This is a genomic window from Rheinheimera texasensis (assembly GCF_964031785.1).
Classification (GTDB): domain Bacteria; phylum Pseudomonadota; class Gammaproteobacteria; order Enterobacterales; family Alteromonadaceae; genus Pararheinheimera; species Pararheinheimera texasensis_A.
In genome coordinates this window covers 132505-149102 of the sequence record NZ_CAXIRE010000011.1, presented here as the reverse complement: position 1 = coordinate 149102, position 16598 = coordinate 132505, and the positions used below count along the sequence as shown (strand labels likewise).

The window sequence follows — 16598 nt, the reverse complement described above, 5'->3', positions numbered from 1 at the left end:
CACAGCTCGAAAGAGCGCCACTATTCCTTCGCTGTGTCGCCTTGCCTGAGGCAATTTCAGGCTGCTCTGCTGTTCGCTTATTAAACTATATGGTGCTCTAGTCAATCCGGAACCAGCCGGCAATGCTGTAACGGGTTGAATGTGCAGGTAATACTTCATGCGGGAACCTGGCGCTTTCGAACAGCACCAGGGTGCCAGCCTGTGGTTTCACCTGCAGTAGTGGTTGGTCATCGTCACTGTAAATCTGCAGCTCACCGCCACTGTCGACGTCATTGAGGTAGCAGACGGTGGTTAACACCCGGCTGGAGCGGCCCACAAAGGCGTCCAGGTGTTTCTGATAAAAATCGCCTTGCTGATAACGGGCAAAATGGGCTTCGTGGTGAGTCAAACCAAGAAAACAACGGCGGTTGGCGGCTTGCTGGATGTGCGCCATCAGACCCAGATATTGCTGTTGTGCCGCGGAACTGCCATCGAGCCACAAGGTGTGGTCGCGGCGGATCTCCGGATTCAGTTGTAACGCCTGACCCCGGCCGACCCCGGCCGGCTGCAGACTGGCTTGTTGCGCTTCGGCAAGCAGCTGCTGGCAGAGTGCTGTATCCAGCGTTGTTGGCAAGATCACCAGCCCGCAGGCGTAAAACGTTTCAATAGCAGTGGCTAACCAGGCAGGTTCAGGCAAATGGCTGACAGACATCACAATTCCTCTGTAGCAAGCGGATACAGGCAAGGCTTTTTACGCAGCGGCGTCTGTGCTGTCAAGGCTTCGGTTGGAATAAAGTCGGGAACAAGCGGGACTGAAACAAAGAGGGCCGCAACTGCGGCCCTGCCTAAAGCGATTTAATACTGATAATAATCGGCTTTTTTCAGTAAGGCTTCAGCACCGACTTTGCCACTGATGCACTGATTGATATCAGATTTTTTGAATACCCAATAAATGTCTCGGCTGTCGCGGCCGCCATCAGTCGACAGTTGCAGCGAGACAAATTCATTGTCTTTTAATTCGCGCAGACTGGCACCGTAATCACATAAAGTTGCGGCGAATTTGCTGCCGACCTGCGCAATCAGTTCCGTTTGTTTTTGCTGGGCAATTTTGGCTTGTTCCTGCCGTTTTTTCAGCATTTCCTGCTCAGCGGCATCGTATTTCAGCTGCATCTCTTTGACCTGCTTGGCGAGCGCGGCTTCTTTTGTGTTCAGTTGCTGCAGTTGTTTTTGTTGCTCAGCATCCAGTTTACCGACTTTAGCCTGGAATTCGATATCGCGTTTGTCGCGTTGCACATCGCGCAAATCACGTTCCAAATCGCGTTTTTGTTCGCGCAGTTCGCGGCTTTGATCGCGCATCCGTTCATGCTGTTCCATCATTTGTTCGGCGGCGAGTTCAGCTTGTTCCTGTAATTCCTGCAACTGATCTTCGTCAACAGCATGACCGGCCATTGCCGCCTGCGCCACGGCATGGGCATGATCGGTAATGGCTTCCAGATCCGGTGGTGAAATCGGCGCCACTGGCGGAATAGGTGCAACAGGTGCCACCGCAAAGAACCGGCCAAAGCCGCCCGAGGTGCGGGTCTGGAATAACACGCCTTGCCCTGCCAGATAACTCAGGTCAATGCGGCCCACGCCGGCAGAGCGACCGGGTTGCTCCATCGATTTCTGCAGAATGTCGCGCATAATCTCCAGATTTTGTTTCAGTTTGTCGCTGACCTGAGTGGCCGCCTGGCCGCCGGTCGATAAGCTCAGCAGCACTGCAGCTGCCACATAAGAAATAAGTTTCATCAGACTACTCCATCAATAGCGGCGTTAATTTTGGCGATTGTTGCGGTTATCCGGGCTGTAATTCAGCCGGGCCTGACTGGGTTGGACGTTGTCCTGCCAGTATTGCCAGTCGGCCTGCCTTTGCTGATTTAAGTATTCAACCAGCTCTAGCATGTCCCCGCGTCGGTTTTTCTGTTCGGCTTCGGTCAGGTAATCCTTCAGCAGGATCAGCTGCGACGCCTGTTGTTGTTGCTGTGTCTGCATTTGTAACTGCAGATACTGTTGTTGTTCGGTTTTATAGCTGGCCAGTTGTGCCGCCACTTGTTGCTGTACCTGTAATTGCACGGCGGCCGGGTCGACGTCGCTCCAGCGCAGCGCAATGCCGCCATTTTGCATTTGCAGACTTAACGGCGACATGCTGATCACCAGTGCCATAGCCGACATGCCTACACTGAGTTTTGGCCACCAGGATGTCGCCCGGGGTGTTTTGTGGCCCCATTGCTGGCGGAACATCGTGCTGGTGTCAACTTGCGGCACCGGCGGATAATCTGGTTGCCGGGCCAGCTGCTGTAACTGCGCGGCGGTTTCAAAACGGGCCCGCCAGATTGGGTCATGCGCCAGTGCGCTGCGGCAGGCATCTGTGGTCAGATCACCGGCGAGCCAGGCGTCAAAAACTTGCTGACTGTTCGACATCGTGGTCCTCCAATTGCACCCGAAGTTTATCCAGGGCGCTATAAAATCTTGATTTGACTGTATTACTTGAAATTGCCAACTGGTCAGCAATTTCATCAAAGGTAAAATGCTGATAAAACCGCAGTTCGACCACCAGCTTTTGTTCCGGTGGCAGCGTCTTTAATTTTTGCTGCACCAGCGCCTGGGTTTGTTGTTCAGACAATTGCTGTTCATGACTGAGCTGATCTTCATGTTCCAGCTCCGGCAAATCGTCTAAATCCTGCGTCGGTTTGCGTTTACGCAGCATGTCCATGGCGCGGTAGTTGGCGATGCCAAATAACCAGGTCTTAAAACTGCTGTCGCCGCGAAACTGCGCCAGATTGCGACACAGCACCAATAACACATCCTGCAGCAGGTCGCGGGCATCGTCCGGATTGCCCATCAACCGCAGGCTGTAATAGTACAAGGCCGACTGATAACGGCCGACCAGCTGCTGCCAGGCGCGCTCATCACCGTGGATGGCTTTGTCGATTAAAGTTTCGTCGCTGCGTTTAAACACTGTCTGGTCTGTTTCTGCGTTGTTGATATGCCTTGGTCGAGGCAGGGCTTGATTAAGTTTGGCAAATTCGCAAAAAAGCCAAAAAATTTTAGAAATATTTAAAAAGTTATTTTATTTCATATACTTCCAGTTTCTGGTTTTGTGCTCAGCCAGCCATTCGAGCATAGTACCCAGCCGTTTTTGCCGGGTTAAATCGGTTTTGGCATCAAGAAACCACTGAATATAGTCATTTTGCTGGGGAATAGTCATTTGGCGGAAAAAGCTACCAGCGGGGTTGTGCTGCTGCAGCGCCTGCGCTAAGGCTTCTGGCATTGCCAGACTCACCGGCGCTTGTTTGCGCCGTGGCGTCACTACAACGGGCGCCGCGTCCAGCGCTGCGGCTTGTAACAGGAGTGTCTGTAAGCTGGCGCTCGGAGGTAAGTCGTCACAACTCAGTATTTTACCAAACTGTCCCATACCTTTTGTGCTGCCGGCTTCTGGCACTTGCAGACCTAAGGCATCCGCCCGCCAGAATCCAAAACCGCAGTGGGCTTTAAAAGCCGCCATAAAACACAGATTGTGCTGCAGGCAAAAAAACGGCATGCCCCACTTGATTTGTTCTCTGACGCCCGGCAGCGTCTGATGCACCTGTTGGCGCAGCTCAGTCAGGATTGCACGGGCGAATGGCGCGGCGCTATTGATATATGCGTCTATGTCCGGGTTCATCTTTAACTCCGACAGATCCGCTGGGGCTGTGACCCCGTATCGGGCTGTATGACCACGATCAATCCCGGACCTTCTGATGAAATTTGTGATTTTGCCCGCTATCCTGCTCTCGCTCACTGGTTGCAGTCAATCGCTGGATGATTACCAGCAGATGCAGCCGAAACTGACATTACCCGGTTTTTTCAGTGGCAGCAGCCAGGCATTTGGCGTGTTGCAGAACTGGCGCGGTCAGCAAACGCTGCATTTTTCTGCCGAGCTGTGCGGTCAGTGGCGTGGTAATCAGGGCGATTTGTATGAGATTTTTCAGTACAGCGATGGCCGCACTGACAAACGGCACTGGCAATTGCAGGTCGCTGAGAATGGTGAAATCAGTGGCAGCGCCGAAGATGTGGTGGGCAAAGCATCGGGCCGTATCTCCGGCAATACGCTGTATTGGGAATATGTGCTGCGCATTCCGCAGGTGGATGGATCTATTGATGTGGCCGTCAAAGACTGGCTGTATCTGGTCACACCACAGCAGCTGGTGAATCGGTCCACTTTACATAAATTTGGCCTGACCGTTGGTGAGCTGACGTTGTCGATTCAGCAGCAAGACCCGGCCGCGTCTTGTGCGGAATTTATTCAGCGATATCAGCAAACACAAAGGTCAGCGCCTGCAGCCTGAGTTGCAGGCAGATGTATTGGCTGGTCAGAGCTGAGATTCATCGTCCGGAAAGGCGTCGCGGATCGCCAGAAACTCGTCGAGGTGGCTGAGCAGGATGTCGGTCAGCACCGGGTCAAACTGCGCGCCTTTTTGTTCATGCATATATTGCACGACTTTGGGCATAGGCCAGGCCGGTTTGTAACAACGTTCGCTGGCGAGGGCATCAAACACATCAGCCAATGCCGTGATGCGGCCGGCAATGTGGATTTCTTCACCTTTCAGGCCACGCGGATAGCCCATGCCGTCCCAGCGCTCGTGGTGCTCGTGCGCGATCACCGCGCCGTATTGCAGAATTTCATTTTGTGATTTTTGCAGAATTTGATGCCCGACTTCGGCATGAGTCCGCATGATGGCCCATTCGTCGGCGTCGTGTTTGCCGGGTTTGTTCAGGATGTAATCCGGAATGGCGATTTTGCCGACATCATGCAGCGGCGACGCCAGTTTGATTTTTTCGGCGTCGTAGCCGGACAAACCATATTTGACCGCCAGTAAATGGCTGAAATTCGCCACCCGTTTGACATGGCTGCCGGTTTCTTTTGAGCGTTTTTCCACCGCTTCACCGAGGATATACGACAGTTCGCGCTGGCTTTCTTTTATAAGCTCGCGCAGTCGCACGTTTTCATAAGCCACCGCGATATTACTGGCGAAATAACTCAATAAATGATGATCAATCTGGTCAAACTTACTGTCTTTACTGACGTAGAGGAAATTCTCCAATCCGCGGTTTGTCGTGAAGTAGCCAACAAAATAATCGTCGCCATGATAAGAGCGTTTTAGCTGATGCACCTGCGCCAGTTTGGCTTCAACGTCCTCAGGCAGCTGAAAACCCGGGCCTGTGGCGTGACCGGATGCGGCGATGATGTCGAGTGACAACTGTTGCTGTCGCGGGTCACCGGTCGCGGCGCAGCAGAAGATTTGTGAATGTTCAAGGCCGAGTAAACTGGCGGCCTGACCGAGAATAATCGAAGCAAATTCTTGCAGACTGTCGCATTCGAGAAAACTGACGGTCGAGGCAATCACGCGTTCCAGGCCTTTTTTGTTGTTTTCGATAATGCAGATATCGCGATAGGCCCGCAGCGCCGAATACAACAGCGTTTTGAGTTTAATAGCGGTGACTTCAGTTTTGTTTTTGTAATCGTTGATATCGTAATCGCGGATCACATGTTCTTCCGGCGCTTCACCGGGTTGCCCTGTGCGCAGAATCAAACGGATTTGATGGTTTTTTAAGTCGCTGCGGATAGTTTTGACTAAATCCAAACCGGCGTGGTTGGATTCCATCACGACATCGACGATAGCCACGGCGATATGTTGATGTTGCTCCAGCACCAACAGCGCGGCTTTGGCGCTATAGGCATGTAACAACTGCAACGGGCGGCCTTCAAACTGAAAACCTTTCAGCACCAGATTGGTAATTTGATGAATGCTTTCGTCGTCATCGACGATCAGCACCAGCCAGGGCTCGGCTGGCGGTGAGGTATGAGTTGTTTCGGCATGGAGCGGAAAATCCTGATCGGCACCAAACAGAAAATCCTGATTTGTCATAAAGGCAGCCTGAAAATCGGTTTATACAACCACAGCTTTGAATGTAGCAGGCCTGTCAGAAAAAACCTCTGTAACAGACAGGATCAAGATTGCCGGTCGGCGGCTTCCAGCGATTCCAGCTCGATATTGATCGCATTGCAGGAGATCTGGATTTCATACAAAGACACAGCCAGGCTCAGCACCAGACTGGCCAGGCTGGCGCCAAAAAACCATTGACCGGCAATATCCCACTGCATAAACAAGGTGAACATCGACAGGGTGCAGAGAATAAAGCTGATCACGCCCCAGCGCTGCATCGAGCGGATCAACACGATACGCTGACGTAAATTTTCAATCTGACGTTTGGCCAGATCCCGCACCTGATCGCCTTCGCGGTTATTCAGCTGCCGGATTAACTGCGCCAGCACCAGAAAACGGTTGGTATAGGCCAACAACAGCAAGGAAATGGCCGGAAATAATAAGGCGGGGGTGGTGATGGTCATCATGATCAGGCTCCTGAATCGGACAATGCTGCGCCGGTATCCTGCATAGTGCGAAAACAGCTGCAGCAGTGCAAGTTTTTGATCATACTCAGCTCTTCTTTATCGCAGCACAGGGGATTCAGATGGCGGTTGATTTGTGGAGCGCGATGCTCACTTTGTTTCTGATTATGGACCCGCTTGGCAATCTGCCGATTGTGGTGGCTATCTTAAAAAACATTAAAGCCGAACGCCGGATGAAAGTGCTGGTGCGCGAGCTGATATTGTCGTTGGTGATTTTGCTGCTGTTTTTATATGGCGGCCAGGCTTTCCTCAGCGTGCTGGGGGTTAAAGAAGAGGCGGTCAGCATCGCCGGCGGCATTATTTTATTTTTGATTGCGCTGCGGATGATTTTCCCGCAGGAAGGCGGTGTGATTGGCCTCAAAGAAGGCGAAGAGCCGTTTTTATTTCCGTTAGCAGTGCCGATGATTGCCGGTCCGTCGATTCTGGCGGCTTTGATCTTGCTGGCCAATCAGCAACCCGGTCAGATGATCGACTGGACTTTGGCGTTATTAGGCGCCTGGCTGGTCAGTTCCGCGATTCTGTTATTTGCGCCGGCACTGCACCGGGTGCTGGGCGAGCGGGGTCTGACCGCGATGGAACGGCTGATGGGGATGATTCTGGTTATCATTTCCGTGCAAATGTTGTTAAATGGCATTGGTCATTATTTTAAATGGGACTGAGTGATGCAACAGGATCCAGTGATTCAGCAGTGGCTGGAGCAGGCAGAGCAGCAGCTTAAAACTCAGCTGGGCCTGCTCGCGCAGCAAATGCAGCAACAACAGCGGCAGTGGCAGGACGAGCAACAGCTGCAGCTGGCGCAACAGGCGGCACCTGAGCTGGCGGCGCTGCAGGCTGAAACTCTGCAACTCAGACAACAGCTGGAAGCCGCGCAGCAGCAAACGCAAGAGCATTCAGCGACACTCAGTCAGACCCAAGCACAAAATAAAACCGCGCAAGAAGAACGTGACGAAGCGCTGGCGGCGATGCGCCGGTTGGCCGATCAGCTGCGGCTCAGTCAGGACGAATTTCGTCAGGAGAAATTGCAGGGTCTGTCGTTACAGCAGCAGCTGGTGCAGCAGGAACAGCAGCTAAGCAGTCATTTGGAGCAACAGCAACAGCTGCAGCAGCAGTTGGCCTCAGTTGAGGCGAAGCTGGAGCACACCGAACAGCAAGGCCAAAGCGCCAGATCCGAAGAACTGACTGCATTACAGAGCGAACTGACCGAAGTCCGTGCCAGCCTCGCTGCGGCTGAAAACGCGGCCACCCAACAGTTGACACAACTGAATCAGTTACGCCAGCAATTGCAGCAGATGACCGACACTGATCAGCAGCTGCAGCAACAACTACACCATCAACTGCAGCAGCTCGATAACGCGGAATTGCAGCGCCGGCAATTAGAACAGCAGTTGGTGGCCGCGGTCGGTGACAGTCAGCTGCAGCAACAACAGGCTGAACAGCTGCAGTTGCTGACGCTTGAGCATCAACAGCAACAGGCGGAACTGGTCAAATTGCGCGATGCGCTGGTGCAGGCGCAGCAGGAGCAACAGGCGCTGCGGCAAGAGCAGCAAGAACAGCTGCAACAACAGCAGCTTCGGGCGCAGCAATTGTTGGAGTCGGTCAGTGCTGAGCGGGACAGCGCCCGGCAGGAGCGGCAACAACTGCAAACACAACTGGTGCATCTGCAACAAATGCAGCAGGAGTTTGGCTTGATGCAACAAGAGCAGCAGACGCTCAGGGCCGAGCGCGATACTTTGCTGGATTCGGTCACACAGTTACAGCAGCAACTGGCTGAAACCAATAGTCAGTTTGAATCACAACAACAGGCGCTGCAGGCGCAGCAACAGTTACAGGCTGAAATTGACGGCTTATTGCAGCAACAGCAGGACTGGCAACAACAGCAACACAAGCTGGAAAGCCAGTTGTTCCGCGCGCAGGCCAGAGTCGACAGTATTGAAGAGCGGCAGCAGGCGGAAGCTGAACAGTCGCGGGAAACCATCCGGCAGTTACGGTTGCAATTGTTGCAGGAACAAGCGGCCGCGCAGGAACAAATCCAGCAGTTGCAGCAGCAGGCCACTGAATTCCGGCTGAAATTTGATTATGCGCAAAAGCAGCTGCAACAACAGTCGCAGCCATAATGCTGGCTATCGCAGCCAGAACAGTCAGGGGCTGAACTGGCTGATGTGGCTGGCTTTGTGTATCATGGCTGCCAAGACCTAAGCCCGTCACGGACTCTTTATTCATGTCAAAAGCCAATAATTTCCAGAAGATGCGTGAGCTGAGCTTTTATCAGCAAGCCGCGGTAGCCATTGTCCTGTTAGAACGGATGCTGCCGAATTATCAGTTATTTGCTGAAGTCAGCAGTTTTGGCGACGCTGCATTGCCGCGCCACACTTTGGATTTAGTCTGGGAATGGCTACAGGTGCGCCGCGCTAAAATCAATTTTGAACGGCTGCAGGAAGAGCTGGAGCTCATCACGCCGGAAGTCAGCCACTTTGATATGTTTGGCGTTTATCCGGCAGTGGATGCGATGATTGCACTGGACAGCATGCTAAACGGCATTCGTGAACAGGACAGCACTGAATTTATTAACGTGGCGAAAATCTCGCAAGCTTCAGTGGCGCGGCTGATTGAACATGAATCAGCCGACTTGGATATCAGCACTGAAGCGGAACTGAAAAAAGTAGTACGTGATCACGAATTGATGGCGTACGAGATGGATTGTCTGGCCGAGCTGATTGAGATCTGCGCTGCAGTACAGTCGTTTGACCGCGAACAAATCCAGCAACTCAAAGCCTGGGTCAAAGAGCAGGGCGTGACTAACCTGGGCATGGAGCTGAGCTGAGCTCCACCAGCCTGAGCTCCACCAGCCTAAGCCCCATCAGCCTGAGTTCAGCCCTGTCGCTGATGTTTATTCCGGCTGGTACACAAAAAGCCGGTAGGCCAGCTGACCGGCGATTTTATCTTTTAACAAGCGCCAGCCTGGTGGTAATTCACTGATATCCAGCTCCTTTTCCGTCTCCAGATAAATCAGCGCCTCCGGTTTTAGCCAGCCGTTGCAAAGCAATCTGGCGCAGGGCAGCGCTAAATTTTGCCGAAACGGCGGGTCAATAAATACCAAATCAAATTGCTGCAGCGCAGCAGCGGCTAACAACTGCATAGTGTCGCTGTGCCGCACTTCCGCATTGGCGCAGTTGAGTCGGGCCAGATTTTGTTTCAGCTGCAACGCGGCTTTTTGATCGCGTTCAATCAGCAAAGCGCTGTTGGCATAACGCGACAACGCTTCAAATGCCAGACTGCCGCTGCCGCTGAAACAATCCAGCACCAGCCGGTCCCGGGTGTCGTGCATAAGCCAGTTAAACAAGGTTTCTTTGACCCGATCTGTGGTCGGTCGCAAGCCCTGCACATCCAGCACCGGCAGTTTGCGGCCACGCCACTGCCCGCTGATAATGCGGACTTCACCGGGTTGCGCTGTTGGCGCGGCGGCGGTTTTACTGCGGGACTGTGGGCTGGAGGCGCGGCTTTTCATCAGGGTTTATGCACTTTGAATAAAGGTGATACTATAAGCGGCGATTTTACCGCAGTTTCGACAATCTGACAGCGAACCTTATGACTAAACCGAATAAACTGTTTTCCTGGCTGGGTTTTGGCAAAAAAGACCCGGCTCCGGCCACGCCTGAAGTGGTGGCGGATACCGCTGCTGCACAGACTCCGGCTACACCAGCGCCGGCCATCCCAGAACCAGCCACACCAGAACCAGCGGTCACGCCGCCACCCGTTGCGCCGCAGCCGGAAACAACCTTAACCACCCCAACGTTGCCTGAAGAAGCTGTTACAGCTGCCATTACAGCGCCGGTGGAACTTGTCGAGACAGCGTCTGCTCACATTGCAACTGACGCAGTTGCCACGCTGACCGACAGTGCAGTGACTGTTACTGCAGAGCCAGAGCCAGAGCCAGAGCCAGCTGCAGCTCCGGTTGCATCAGTCATCACCGCAACGCATGCTGAAGAACCGGCGAAAAAACCAGGCTTTTTTGCCCGGCTGAAACAAGGCCTGGCTAAAACCAGTCAGAATCTGGGTTCAGGGCTTGCCAGTTTATTCCTCGGCAAAAAAATCGATGATGAGCTGTATGAAGAACTGGAAACTCAGTTGTTGCTGGCGGACGTCGGGGTTGAAACCACCCAAAAGCTGATCAAACAGCTGGTGGCTGATGCCAACCGGCGTGAATTAAAAGACGCCGAAGCCCTGTATGAAAAATTGCAGGACGAAATGGCGTTATTGCTGGATAAAGTCGAACAGCCGCTGCAAATCGACAGCAGTACTGGCCCTTATGTCATCCTGATGGTTGGCGTCAATGGTGTCGGCAAAACCACCACTATCGGTAAACTGGCGCAGCAATTTAAGCAACAGGGCAAATCTGTGATGCTGGCGGCCGGCGATACCTTCCGCGCGGCTGCGGTTGAACAGCTGCAGGTCTGGGGTGAACGCAACGAAATTCCGGTGATAGCCCAGCACAGCGGCGCCGACAGTGCCTCTGTCATTTTTGACGCTTACCAGGCCGCCAAAGCGCGCAAAATCGATGTGTTAATTGCTGACACTGCGGGACGCCTGCAGAACAAAGCGCATCTGATGGAAGAGCTGAAAAAAATCGTCCGGGTGATGAAAAAAATCGATGGCGCAGCGCCGCATGAAGTGATGTTGACGCTGGACGCCGGCACCGGTCAGAATGCGCTCAGTCAGGCCAAACTGTTCCACGAAGCGGTGCAACTGACCGGCATTACGCTGACCAAGCTGGATGGTACCGCCAAGGGCGGGGTGATTTTCGCCATTGCCGACCAGTTTAGTCTGCCAATCCGCTATATCGGCGTTGGCGAAGGCATTGACGATTTACGGGTATTCCACAGTAAAGACTTTATCCGCGCGCTGTTTAACAGGGAATTCTGAGCATGCTTCGATTTGAGCAGGTGAGCAAAAGCTATCCGGGTGGTTTTGTCGCGCTGGATCGTGTCAGTTTTGAACTGCAAAAAGGCGAAATGGCCTTTTTGACTGGTCATTCCGGCGCCGGCAAAAGTACCATGCTCAAGCTCATCAGCCTGATCGAACGGCCTTCGGCCGGCCGTGTTGTGATTAACGGTATTGATTTATCTGGCATTAAATCCAGCCAAATCCCTTATGTGCGACGTGATATCGGCATGATTTTTCAGGATCACCGCCTGCTGATGAATCACACCGTATTTGATAATGTGGCGTTACCGCTGGTGATCGAAGGTTTTACCGGCCGCGATATGGCAAGACGGGTGCACGCCGCGCTGGATCAGGTTGGCTTACTCGACAAAGCTCGTTGTTTGCCGGCGACATTGTCCGGCGGTGAAGCGCAGCGGGTTGGCATAGCCCGGGCTGTCGTCAACAAACCCCCGCTGTTATTAGCTGATGAGCCGACCGGCAATCTGGACCCGGATTTGTCGAAAGATATCATGCGGGTGTTTGAAGCTTTTAATCAGGCCGGCGTGTCGGTGCTGGTCGCCAGTCACGACCTGAGCCTGATCGCGCGGATGCGCTATCGCACTATGACGCTCAAAAGCGGCAAAATGATCAACGATGGCCTGCTGCACAGTGAGGATGCCGAATGAGTATTCTGTTTAATGGCCGCGCCAGCGGTGCCAGTGACAGTGCACCGGGCATGGTGCAAAGATTTGTGATGGGTATTGTTGGCCATCTGCGCCAGTCGGTCTCCAGCCTTGGCGAGTTGTGGCGCAGTCCGGTCTGGACTTTTGTCACTATCGCAGTGCTTGGCATCAGCATGACGTTACCGGCCACTTTGCATGTGCTGGTGAAAAACTTGCAACAGGTCAGCAGCAGTTACGACCAGTCGTTTGAAATTAGTCTGTTTCTGAAAAACGACGTCACAGAAACCGATATCGCCACGCTGGTGACGCTGTTACAGGGCGACAAAGACGTCGCCAAAGTACGGCTGATTGATAAAACTGCCGCGATGGCTGAATTTAAACAAGAATCCGGATTTGGTGAGGCCATTAGTTTCCTCGACCAGAACCCGTTACCGGATGTGTTACTGGTGACACCGGCACAAAGCCAGCCGGCAGCCGCCGAAGCGCTGTTAAACAAACTGCAAAAAGAACGTTTTGTCGAACTCGCCAAGCTGGACATCAGCTGGCTGGAGCGGCTGGCAGCAATTATGTCGCTGGTACAGCAGGTGGTTTACACCATCGCCGCGTTGTTACTCTGTGGCGCTTTACTGGTAATTGGCAACACCATTCGTTTGCTGATTATGGATAAAAAAGCCGAAATCGAAGTGATGAAACTGGTCGGCGCAACTGACAGTTTTATCCAGCGACCGTTTTTATACACTGGCATCTGGCTCGGTATTTTTGGCGGTTTTCTGGCGTTTCTGGTGATTGAACTGATGTTGTACTGGCTGCGCGGCGCTATTGCCAATGTAACGCAGCTGTACCAGAGTGGCTTTGTGCTTAATGTGCTGACTTTACAGGAGTTTGGCCTGTTGATGCTGATTGCCGTCAGCCTGGGGCTGGTCGGTTCTTATCTGGCTGTGCGCAGCCATATCAAAGCGATAGAGCCCTGCTAGAGCACCTTTAAACTAGACGGTGCTCTAAGGACTCCGATCATCAACAGTGCTATCAGTCCGCTGCAGCTTCCTGCATCAGGCCATGCGCCCAGCTGACCGCATCCAGATACGTCATGCTGAGATCCCGCGCTTTGCCAAACAATTGGGTTGTTAACTGCTGTTGTAAGTCCCACTCACCATTTTCATAGGCTTTGGTTAGTTGCAGATAAAGCCCAAGCCTGCCCTGATACTCCAGCAAAGCGGCTTTGATTTCCGGCAGTATTGGTAAATCGTCTAGAAGTTGCTGCAATGGCTGTTCCAGCAGTGCGTCAACCAGCGAAAACAAACCAGTCAGGAACGCAGCCGGCGGATTGTCGGCATCGCCCATGATGGATGCCAGCTGGTCACAGAATCTGGCCCGCACTATCGACATATGCAGCAATTCACTGGGGCCGTCTTCTTTCAGATTGGCCAGCGCCAGTAAGGCAATAAACTTTTTCAGCTCGCCTTCACCCATATACACCATGGCGTGTTTTAACGAGCCAATCGGCTGCTCGCGGGCAAAGCTGGCGCTGTTCACAAAGCGCAGCAATTTATACGACAAGCCGAGATCTCTCTCGACAATCGCCGTCAGCTTTTCAAAATCGAGCCGCAGCGCACTGGATTCGGCAATCAGCAGCAGCAGATTTAATTTACTGCTGGCGATTTTTTTATGCTTCAACATCTCAGGCCGGGCGAAAAAATACCCCTGAAACAAAGTAAAACCGAGTTGTTTCAGCTTTTCGTATTCGGTCTGGGTTTCGACTTTTTCTGCCAGTAAAGTGACGGGGTGATGTTTGACCCGCGACACATATTTGCTGATCTGCAGAATATTAAACTGCCGCACGTCCACTTTGATAAAGCTGATATAAGGCAGGAAGATGTCCCATTTAGGGTCAAAGTCGTGATCATCCAGCGCCAGCTTGTAGCCCATGCGGTGCAACTCGCGGCAAGCAGTCAGCAGCTCCATACTGATTGGCACTGTTTCCAGCACTTCAATCACCATGCTGTGTGGATTAATCGAAGTCGGGAAATGATGAATGAGCGTATCGGCGGAGAAATTGATAAAAGCCTGATGGCCACCGGTGATCTTCTCAACACCCATCAGCAGATGATGTTCAGTAATGAGTTTTGAGGTGGCTTCATCGGCGTTGATATCGGGAAAACTGTTTTGCACCCCATCACGGAACAACAGTTCATAGCCAAATAAGTTTTTATGCTGATCTAAAATCGGCTGGCGTGCCAGGTAACAATACATCGACTACTCCTGAACCAAGGGCCGGATAAGGCCGTAAACGCACTGGTATGCAGGTCTGGCTGTGCCAACGTCCGATGTTTGATAGTGGACCAGACTTCTGTTGAGATGCTTTGAGCATATCGGAAAATCGCGCTTTGTCTTATGCGGATATATTCTGAAATCCACTTTTTAATATAATTTGGTTCTTAAAAACGCGGGAACCGGCATTAGCACTCTCTGTCAAAGAGTGCTAACATGAGTCCACTTTCACATCTCCACAGGAGTTTGTTCATGACCAAAGCGAATCAATTGATGACATTGTCAGTCGCAGGCAGCGGTAGCCTCGAGGCTTATACCCACGCTGTCAGTACTATTCCGATGCTGTCGGCTGAAGAGGAACGCGCTCTGGCTGAACGTCTGCAGCAACACGGTGACCTGGAAGCGGCCCGTCAGCTGATTATGTCGCATTTACGTTTTGTGGTGCATATTGCCCGCAGCTACTCAGGCTACGGTTTGCCGATTGGCGATTTGGTACAGGAAGGCAATATCGGCCTGATGAAAGCGGTAAAACGCTTTGACCCGTCGGTTGGTGTGCGTCTGGTATCTTTTGCCGTGCACTGGATCAAAGCTGAAATTCACGAATTTGTACTGAAAAACTGGCGCATTGTTAAAGTGGCAACCACTAAAGCCCAGCGCAAACTGTTTTTTAATCTGCGTAAATCCAAGAAAAACCTCGGCTGGTTTAGTCAGGATGAAGTGAAAAACGTCGCGGAATCTTTAGGCGTCCCAGAATATGAAGTGCGGGAAATGGAAGCGCGGATGAGCAACCATGATCTGGCCTTTGATGCGCAGGACGATGACGACGACAACAACTTCAGCGCGCCGGTGTTTTTCCTCGACGATAAAACCTCAGATCTGGCGAACAACTTTGAAGAAGATCAAAGTGAAGGCGCGGCCTTAGAACGGCTGCAGGCGGCAGTGCGTACGCTGGATGAGCGCAGCCAGGACATTATCCGCGCCCGCTGGCTCGACAATGAAAAACTGACACTGCAGGAACTGGCTGATCGTTATCAGGTGTCCGCAGAACGTGTGCGTCAGCTGGAAAAAAATGCCATGAAAAAACTGCATGCGGCTATGGTTGCCTGATTTTTCCTGTTGCTAAAAAAATGCCAGAGCTTGCTCTGGCATTTTTTTTAACGCAGTAACAGCGGTACTGGCGATACGGCAACCGGCGCTTCGGTCGGCTGCGGGTAAAAACGCCGCCACTCAGGCTCGGCGACCGGCGTTGCTGCAGGCGTATCAAAACCCGGCAGCTGTGGCAGATAAGGCGGATGCCAGGGGATAAGCTCAGGCACGGGCTCAACAATCTCACTGACGACTGGCGGTGGCACCGTGGTTACCCGATCTGTGGTTACCTGCTCTGTGGTCACCGGCTCCGGCGTTTTGGTCTCAGTGCTGGTTGTTTCCGCCGCTGTTGATGTGGCTGTTGGTTTTGTTTTCACTGACGGTGGTTTAGCGGTACTTGCGGTATTGGCAATCAGCTGCGCCGGTGCGGCCGGTAAATCCAGTAACGCCGATGCCGGCACCACTTTAATGCCTTGCTGCGCCAGACGCGGTAAGTTCTTCTTCAGATAACGATAAGTTTCCGGATAGGGATGACCAATAGCTACGGCATGGCCATGATGTTTCGCCAGCTGGATCAGCTGATTAAACTGCCGGTCCAGGGCTTTGTAGGATTTGTCGTTATCAAGGAAAACATCGCGGCTGCGGGTTTTCACGCCGTGTTTTTGGGTGGTCGCGGTGACGACACTTTTGCCGGTGGTTTTACTGTCAATAAAATACAGACCCCGCGCGGCCACGACCTGCATCACCCAATCCATTTGCTCAGGCAAAGAAGTGTATAGGCTGCCCATATGGTTATTGACGCCGATGGCCTGCGGCACACTGTCCAGTGCTTTGTTCAGCGCTTGCTGGACCTGTTGTTTATTCATCGGCCGGCGCAGCGCACCTTTGCCCAATAAATGGTTTTGCGCCACCGCTTCCATCGGCATATGCAGCATAATTTCTTTGCCATGCTGGCGGGCGAGGGCAATCATGTCATGGCCGTTTGGCGTAAATGGCATGACAGCCACAGTCAGGGCGTATGGCAGACGAATAATGTCCGGGTCGACTTTCTGATAACCGATATCGTCGATGATGATCGCCACTTGCGGCGGCAGGGATTGCGCCTGCACCGGCAGCGACAAACAACAGACAACTGAGAAAAGCTGGAAAATACGCACGCTGGAATGATTCAC

At 52.7% G+C, this 16598-nt stretch carries 18 protein-coding genes; 8 read left to right on the top strand and 10 right to left on the bottom strand.

Features of this window, described 5'->3' with window-relative positions; genetic code table 11:
* Nucleotides 1-97: 97 nt before the first annotated feature.
* The 5 genes from ABNT34_RS03055 to ABNT34_RS03035 all read right to left on the bottom strand — a co-directional run bounded on the left by ABNT34_RS03055 (nucleotide 98) and on the right by ABNT34_RS03035 (nucleotide 3682).
* Nucleotides 98-691, bottom strand: coding sequence for a 2OG-Fe(II) oxygenase (locus tag ABNT34_RS03055; RefSeq protein WP_348728714.1), 594 nt, complete (start codon nucleotides 689-691; stop codon nucleotides 98-100).
* A gap of 143 nt (nucleotides 692-834) precedes the next feature.
* Nucleotides 835-1767 carry a hypothetical protein gene (locus tag ABNT34_RS03050; RefSeq protein ID WP_348728712.1) on the bottom strand — a complete coding sequence of 311 codons (933 nt, stop codon included), beginning with the start codon at nucleotides 1765-1767 and terminating at the stop codon, nucleotides 835-837.
* A 24-nt stretch (nucleotides 1768-1791) separates the two neighbouring features.
* Nucleotides 1792-2439, bottom strand: a complete 648-nt coding sequence (locus ABNT34_RS03045; protein ID WP_348728710.1) for a hypothetical protein — start codon at nucleotides 2437-2439, stop codon at nucleotides 1792-1794.
* Nucleotides 2414-2977, bottom strand: a complete 564-nt coding sequence (locus ABNT34_RS03040; RefSeq protein ID WP_348728708.1) for a sigma-70 family RNA polymerase sigma factor — start codon at nucleotides 2975-2977, stop codon at nucleotides 2414-2416. The genes ABNT34_RS03045 and ABNT34_RS03040 overlap by 26 nt, the downstream gene beginning before the upstream one ends.
* Before the next feature lie 111 nt (nucleotides 2978-3088).
* Entirely contained in the window at nucleotides 3089-3682 is a 594-nt protein-coding gene (locus tag ABNT34_RS03035) for a YdeI/OmpD-associated family protein (RefSeq protein ID WP_348728706.1), read from the bottom strand.
* A gap of 76 nt (nucleotides 3683-3758) precedes the next feature.
* Here ABNT34_RS03035 and ABNT34_RS03030 point away from each other — a divergent pair, with 76 nt between their 5' ends.
* Entirely contained in the window at nucleotides 3759-4346 is a 588-nt protein-coding gene (locus ABNT34_RS03030; RefSeq protein ID WP_348728704.1) for a DUF3833 family protein, read from the top strand.
* Nucleotides 4347-4370: 24 nt separating this feature from the next.
* Here ABNT34_RS03030 and ABNT34_RS03025 read toward each other — a convergent pair whose 3' ends face one another.
* The gene (locus ABNT34_RS03025) at nucleotides 4371-5927 is read right to left on the bottom strand and encodes a DUF3369 domain-containing protein (RefSeq protein ID WP_348728703.1); all 1557 of its coding nucleotides are present in this window, start codon (nucleotides 5925-5927) and stop codon (nucleotides 4371-4373) included.
* 83 nt (nucleotides 5928-6010) lie between these two features.
* Complete coding sequence (locus tag ABNT34_RS03020) at nucleotides 6011-6412, bottom strand: DUF2721 domain-containing protein (protein WP_307690244.1); 402 nt, start codon at nucleotides 6410-6412, stop codon at nucleotides 6011-6013.
* 119 nt (nucleotides 6413-6531) lie between these two features.
* Between ABNT34_RS03020 and ABNT34_RS03015 the strand changes: the two genes are divergently transcribed.
* The 3 genes from ABNT34_RS03015 (at nucleotide 6532) to ABNT34_RS03005 (ending at nucleotide 9290) form a co-directional block, all read left to right on the top strand.
* Entirely contained in the window at nucleotides 6532-7128 is a 597-nt protein-coding gene (locus ABNT34_RS03015; protein ID WP_348728701.1) for a YhgN family NAAT transporter, read from the top strand.
* A gap of 3 nt (nucleotides 7129-7131) precedes the next feature.
* A complete protein-coding gene (locus ABNT34_RS03010; protein WP_348728699.1) occupies nucleotides 7132-8583 on the top strand; it encodes a hypothetical protein in 1452 nt (483 codons plus the stop codon).
* Between the two features lie 104 nt (nucleotides 8584-8687).
* Nucleotides 8688-9290, top strand: coding sequence for a YjaG family protein (locus ABNT34_RS03005; protein WP_348728697.1), 603 nt, complete (start codon nucleotides 8688-8690; stop codon nucleotides 9288-9290).
* A gap of 66 nt (nucleotides 9291-9356) precedes the next feature.
* Here ABNT34_RS03005 and rsmD read toward each other — a convergent pair whose 3' ends face one another.
* Nucleotides 9357-9974, bottom strand: coding sequence for a 16S rRNA (guanine(966)-N(2))-methyltransferase RsmD (gene rsmD / locus ABNT34_RS03000; RefSeq protein WP_348728695.1), 618 nt, complete (start codon nucleotides 9972-9974; stop codon nucleotides 9357-9359).
* Nucleotides 9975-10054: 80 nt separating this feature from the next.
* Between rsmD and ftsY the strand changes: the two genes are divergently transcribed.
* From ftsY to ftsX, 3 genes are read left to right on the top strand one after another with little or no spacing between them, the layout of a single operon-like run.
* Complete coding sequence (ftsY, locus tag ABNT34_RS02995) at nucleotides 10055-11389, top strand: signal recognition particle-docking protein FtsY (protein WP_348728694.1); 1335 nt, start codon at nucleotides 10055-10057, stop codon at nucleotides 11387-11389.
* 2 nt (nucleotides 11390-11391) lie between these two features.
* Nucleotides 11392-12075, top strand: a complete 684-nt coding sequence (ftsE, locus tag ABNT34_RS02990; RefSeq protein WP_348728692.1) for a cell division ATP-binding protein FtsE — start codon at nucleotides 11392-11394, stop codon at nucleotides 12073-12075.
* Nucleotides 12072-13046 (top strand): permease-like cell division protein FtsX, encoded by a 975-nt coding sequence (gene ftsX / locus ABNT34_RS02985; protein ID WP_348728690.1) that lies wholly within the window; start codon nucleotides 12072-12074, stop codon nucleotides 13044-13046. Before ftsE ends, ftsX begins: the two co-directional genes overlap by 4 nt.
* A 52-nt stretch (nucleotides 13047-13098) precedes the next feature.
* On the opposite strand, the gene ABNT34_RS02980 is transcribed toward ftsX, so the two are convergent.
* On the bottom strand, nucleotides 13099-14322 hold the full coding sequence (locus tag ABNT34_RS02980; protein WP_348728689.1) for an HDOD domain-containing protein: 1224 nt from the start codon (nucleotides 14320-14322) through the stop codon (nucleotides 13099-13101).
* A 270-nt stretch (nucleotides 14323-14592) separates the two neighbouring features.
* Between ABNT34_RS02980 and rpoH the strand changes: the two genes are divergently transcribed.
* Entirely contained in the window at nucleotides 14593-15447 is an 855-nt protein-coding gene (gene rpoH, locus ABNT34_RS02975) for an RNA polymerase sigma factor RpoH (RefSeq protein ID WP_348728687.1), read from the top strand.
* A 47-nt stretch (nucleotides 15448-15494) separates the two neighbouring features.
* On the opposite strand, the gene ABNT34_RS02970 is transcribed toward rpoH, so the two are convergent.
* Complete coding sequence (locus ABNT34_RS02970) at nucleotides 15495-16598, bottom strand: divergent polysaccharide deacetylase family protein (RefSeq protein ID WP_348728685.1); 1104 nt, start codon at nucleotides 16596-16598, stop codon at nucleotides 15495-15497.

Excerpts from the sequence above, each read along its gene's own strand:
- ABNT34_RS03055 (WP_348728714.1), bottom strand. The coding sequence starts at position 691 with ATGTCTGTCAGCCATTTGCCTGAACCTGCCTGGTTAGCCACTGCTATT.
- ABNT34_RS03050 (WP_348728712.1), bottom strand. The coding sequence starts at position 1,767 with ATGAAACTTATTTCTTATGTGGCAGCTGCAGTGCTGCTGAGCTTATCG.
- ABNT34_RS03045 (WP_348728710.1), bottom strand. The coding sequence starts at position 2,439 with ATGTCGAACAGTCAGCAAGTTTTTGACGCCTGGCTCGCCGGTGATCTG.
- ABNT34_RS03035 (WP_348728706.1), bottom strand. The coding sequence starts at position 3,682 with ATGAACCCGGACATAGACGCATATATCAATAGCGCCGCGCCATTCGCC.
- ABNT34_RS03030 (WP_348728704.1), top strand. The coding sequence starts at position 3,759 with ATGAAATTTGTGATTTTGCCCGCTATCCTGCTCTCGCTCACTGGTTGC.
- ABNT34_RS03025 (WP_348728703.1), bottom strand. The coding sequence starts at position 5,927 with ATGACAAATCAGGATTTTCTGTTTGGTGCCGATCAGGATTTTCCGCTC.
- ABNT34_RS03020 (WP_307690244.1), bottom strand. The coding sequence starts at position 6,412 with ATGATGACCATCACCACCCCCGCCTTATTATTTCCGGCCATTTCCTTG.
- ABNT34_RS03015 (WP_348728701.1), top strand. The coding sequence starts at position 6,532 with ATGGCGGTTGATTTGTGGAGCGCGATGCTCACTTTGTTTCTGATTATG.
- ABNT34_RS03010 (WP_348728699.1), top strand. The coding sequence starts at position 7,132 with ATGCAACAGGATCCAGTGATTCAGCAGTGGCTGGAGCAGGCAGAGCAG.
- ABNT34_RS03005 (WP_348728697.1), top strand. The coding sequence starts at position 8,688 with ATGTCAAAAGCCAATAATTTCCAGAAGATGCGTGAGCTGAGCTTTTAT.
- rsmD (WP_348728695.1), bottom strand. The coding sequence starts at position 9,974 with ATGAAAAGCCGCGCCTCCAGCCCACAGTCCCGCAGTAAAACCGCCGCC.
- ftsY (WP_348728694.1), top strand. The coding sequence starts at position 10,055 with ATGACTAAACCGAATAAACTGTTTTCCTGGCTGGGTTTTGGCAAAAAA.
- ftsE (WP_348728692.1), top strand. The coding sequence starts at position 11,392 with ATGCTTCGATTTGAGCAGGTGAGCAAAAGCTATCCGGGTGGTTTTGTC.
- ftsX (WP_348728690.1), top strand. The coding sequence starts at position 12,072 with ATGAGTATTCTGTTTAATGGCCGCGCCAGCGGTGCCAGTGACAGTGCA.
- ABNT34_RS02980 (WP_348728689.1), bottom strand. The coding sequence starts at position 14,322 with ATGTATTGTTACCTGGCACGCCAGCCGATTTTAGATCAGCATAAAAAC.
- rpoH (WP_348728687.1), top strand. The coding sequence starts at position 14,593 with ATGACCAAAGCGAATCAATTGATGACATTGTCAGTCGCAGGCAGCGGT.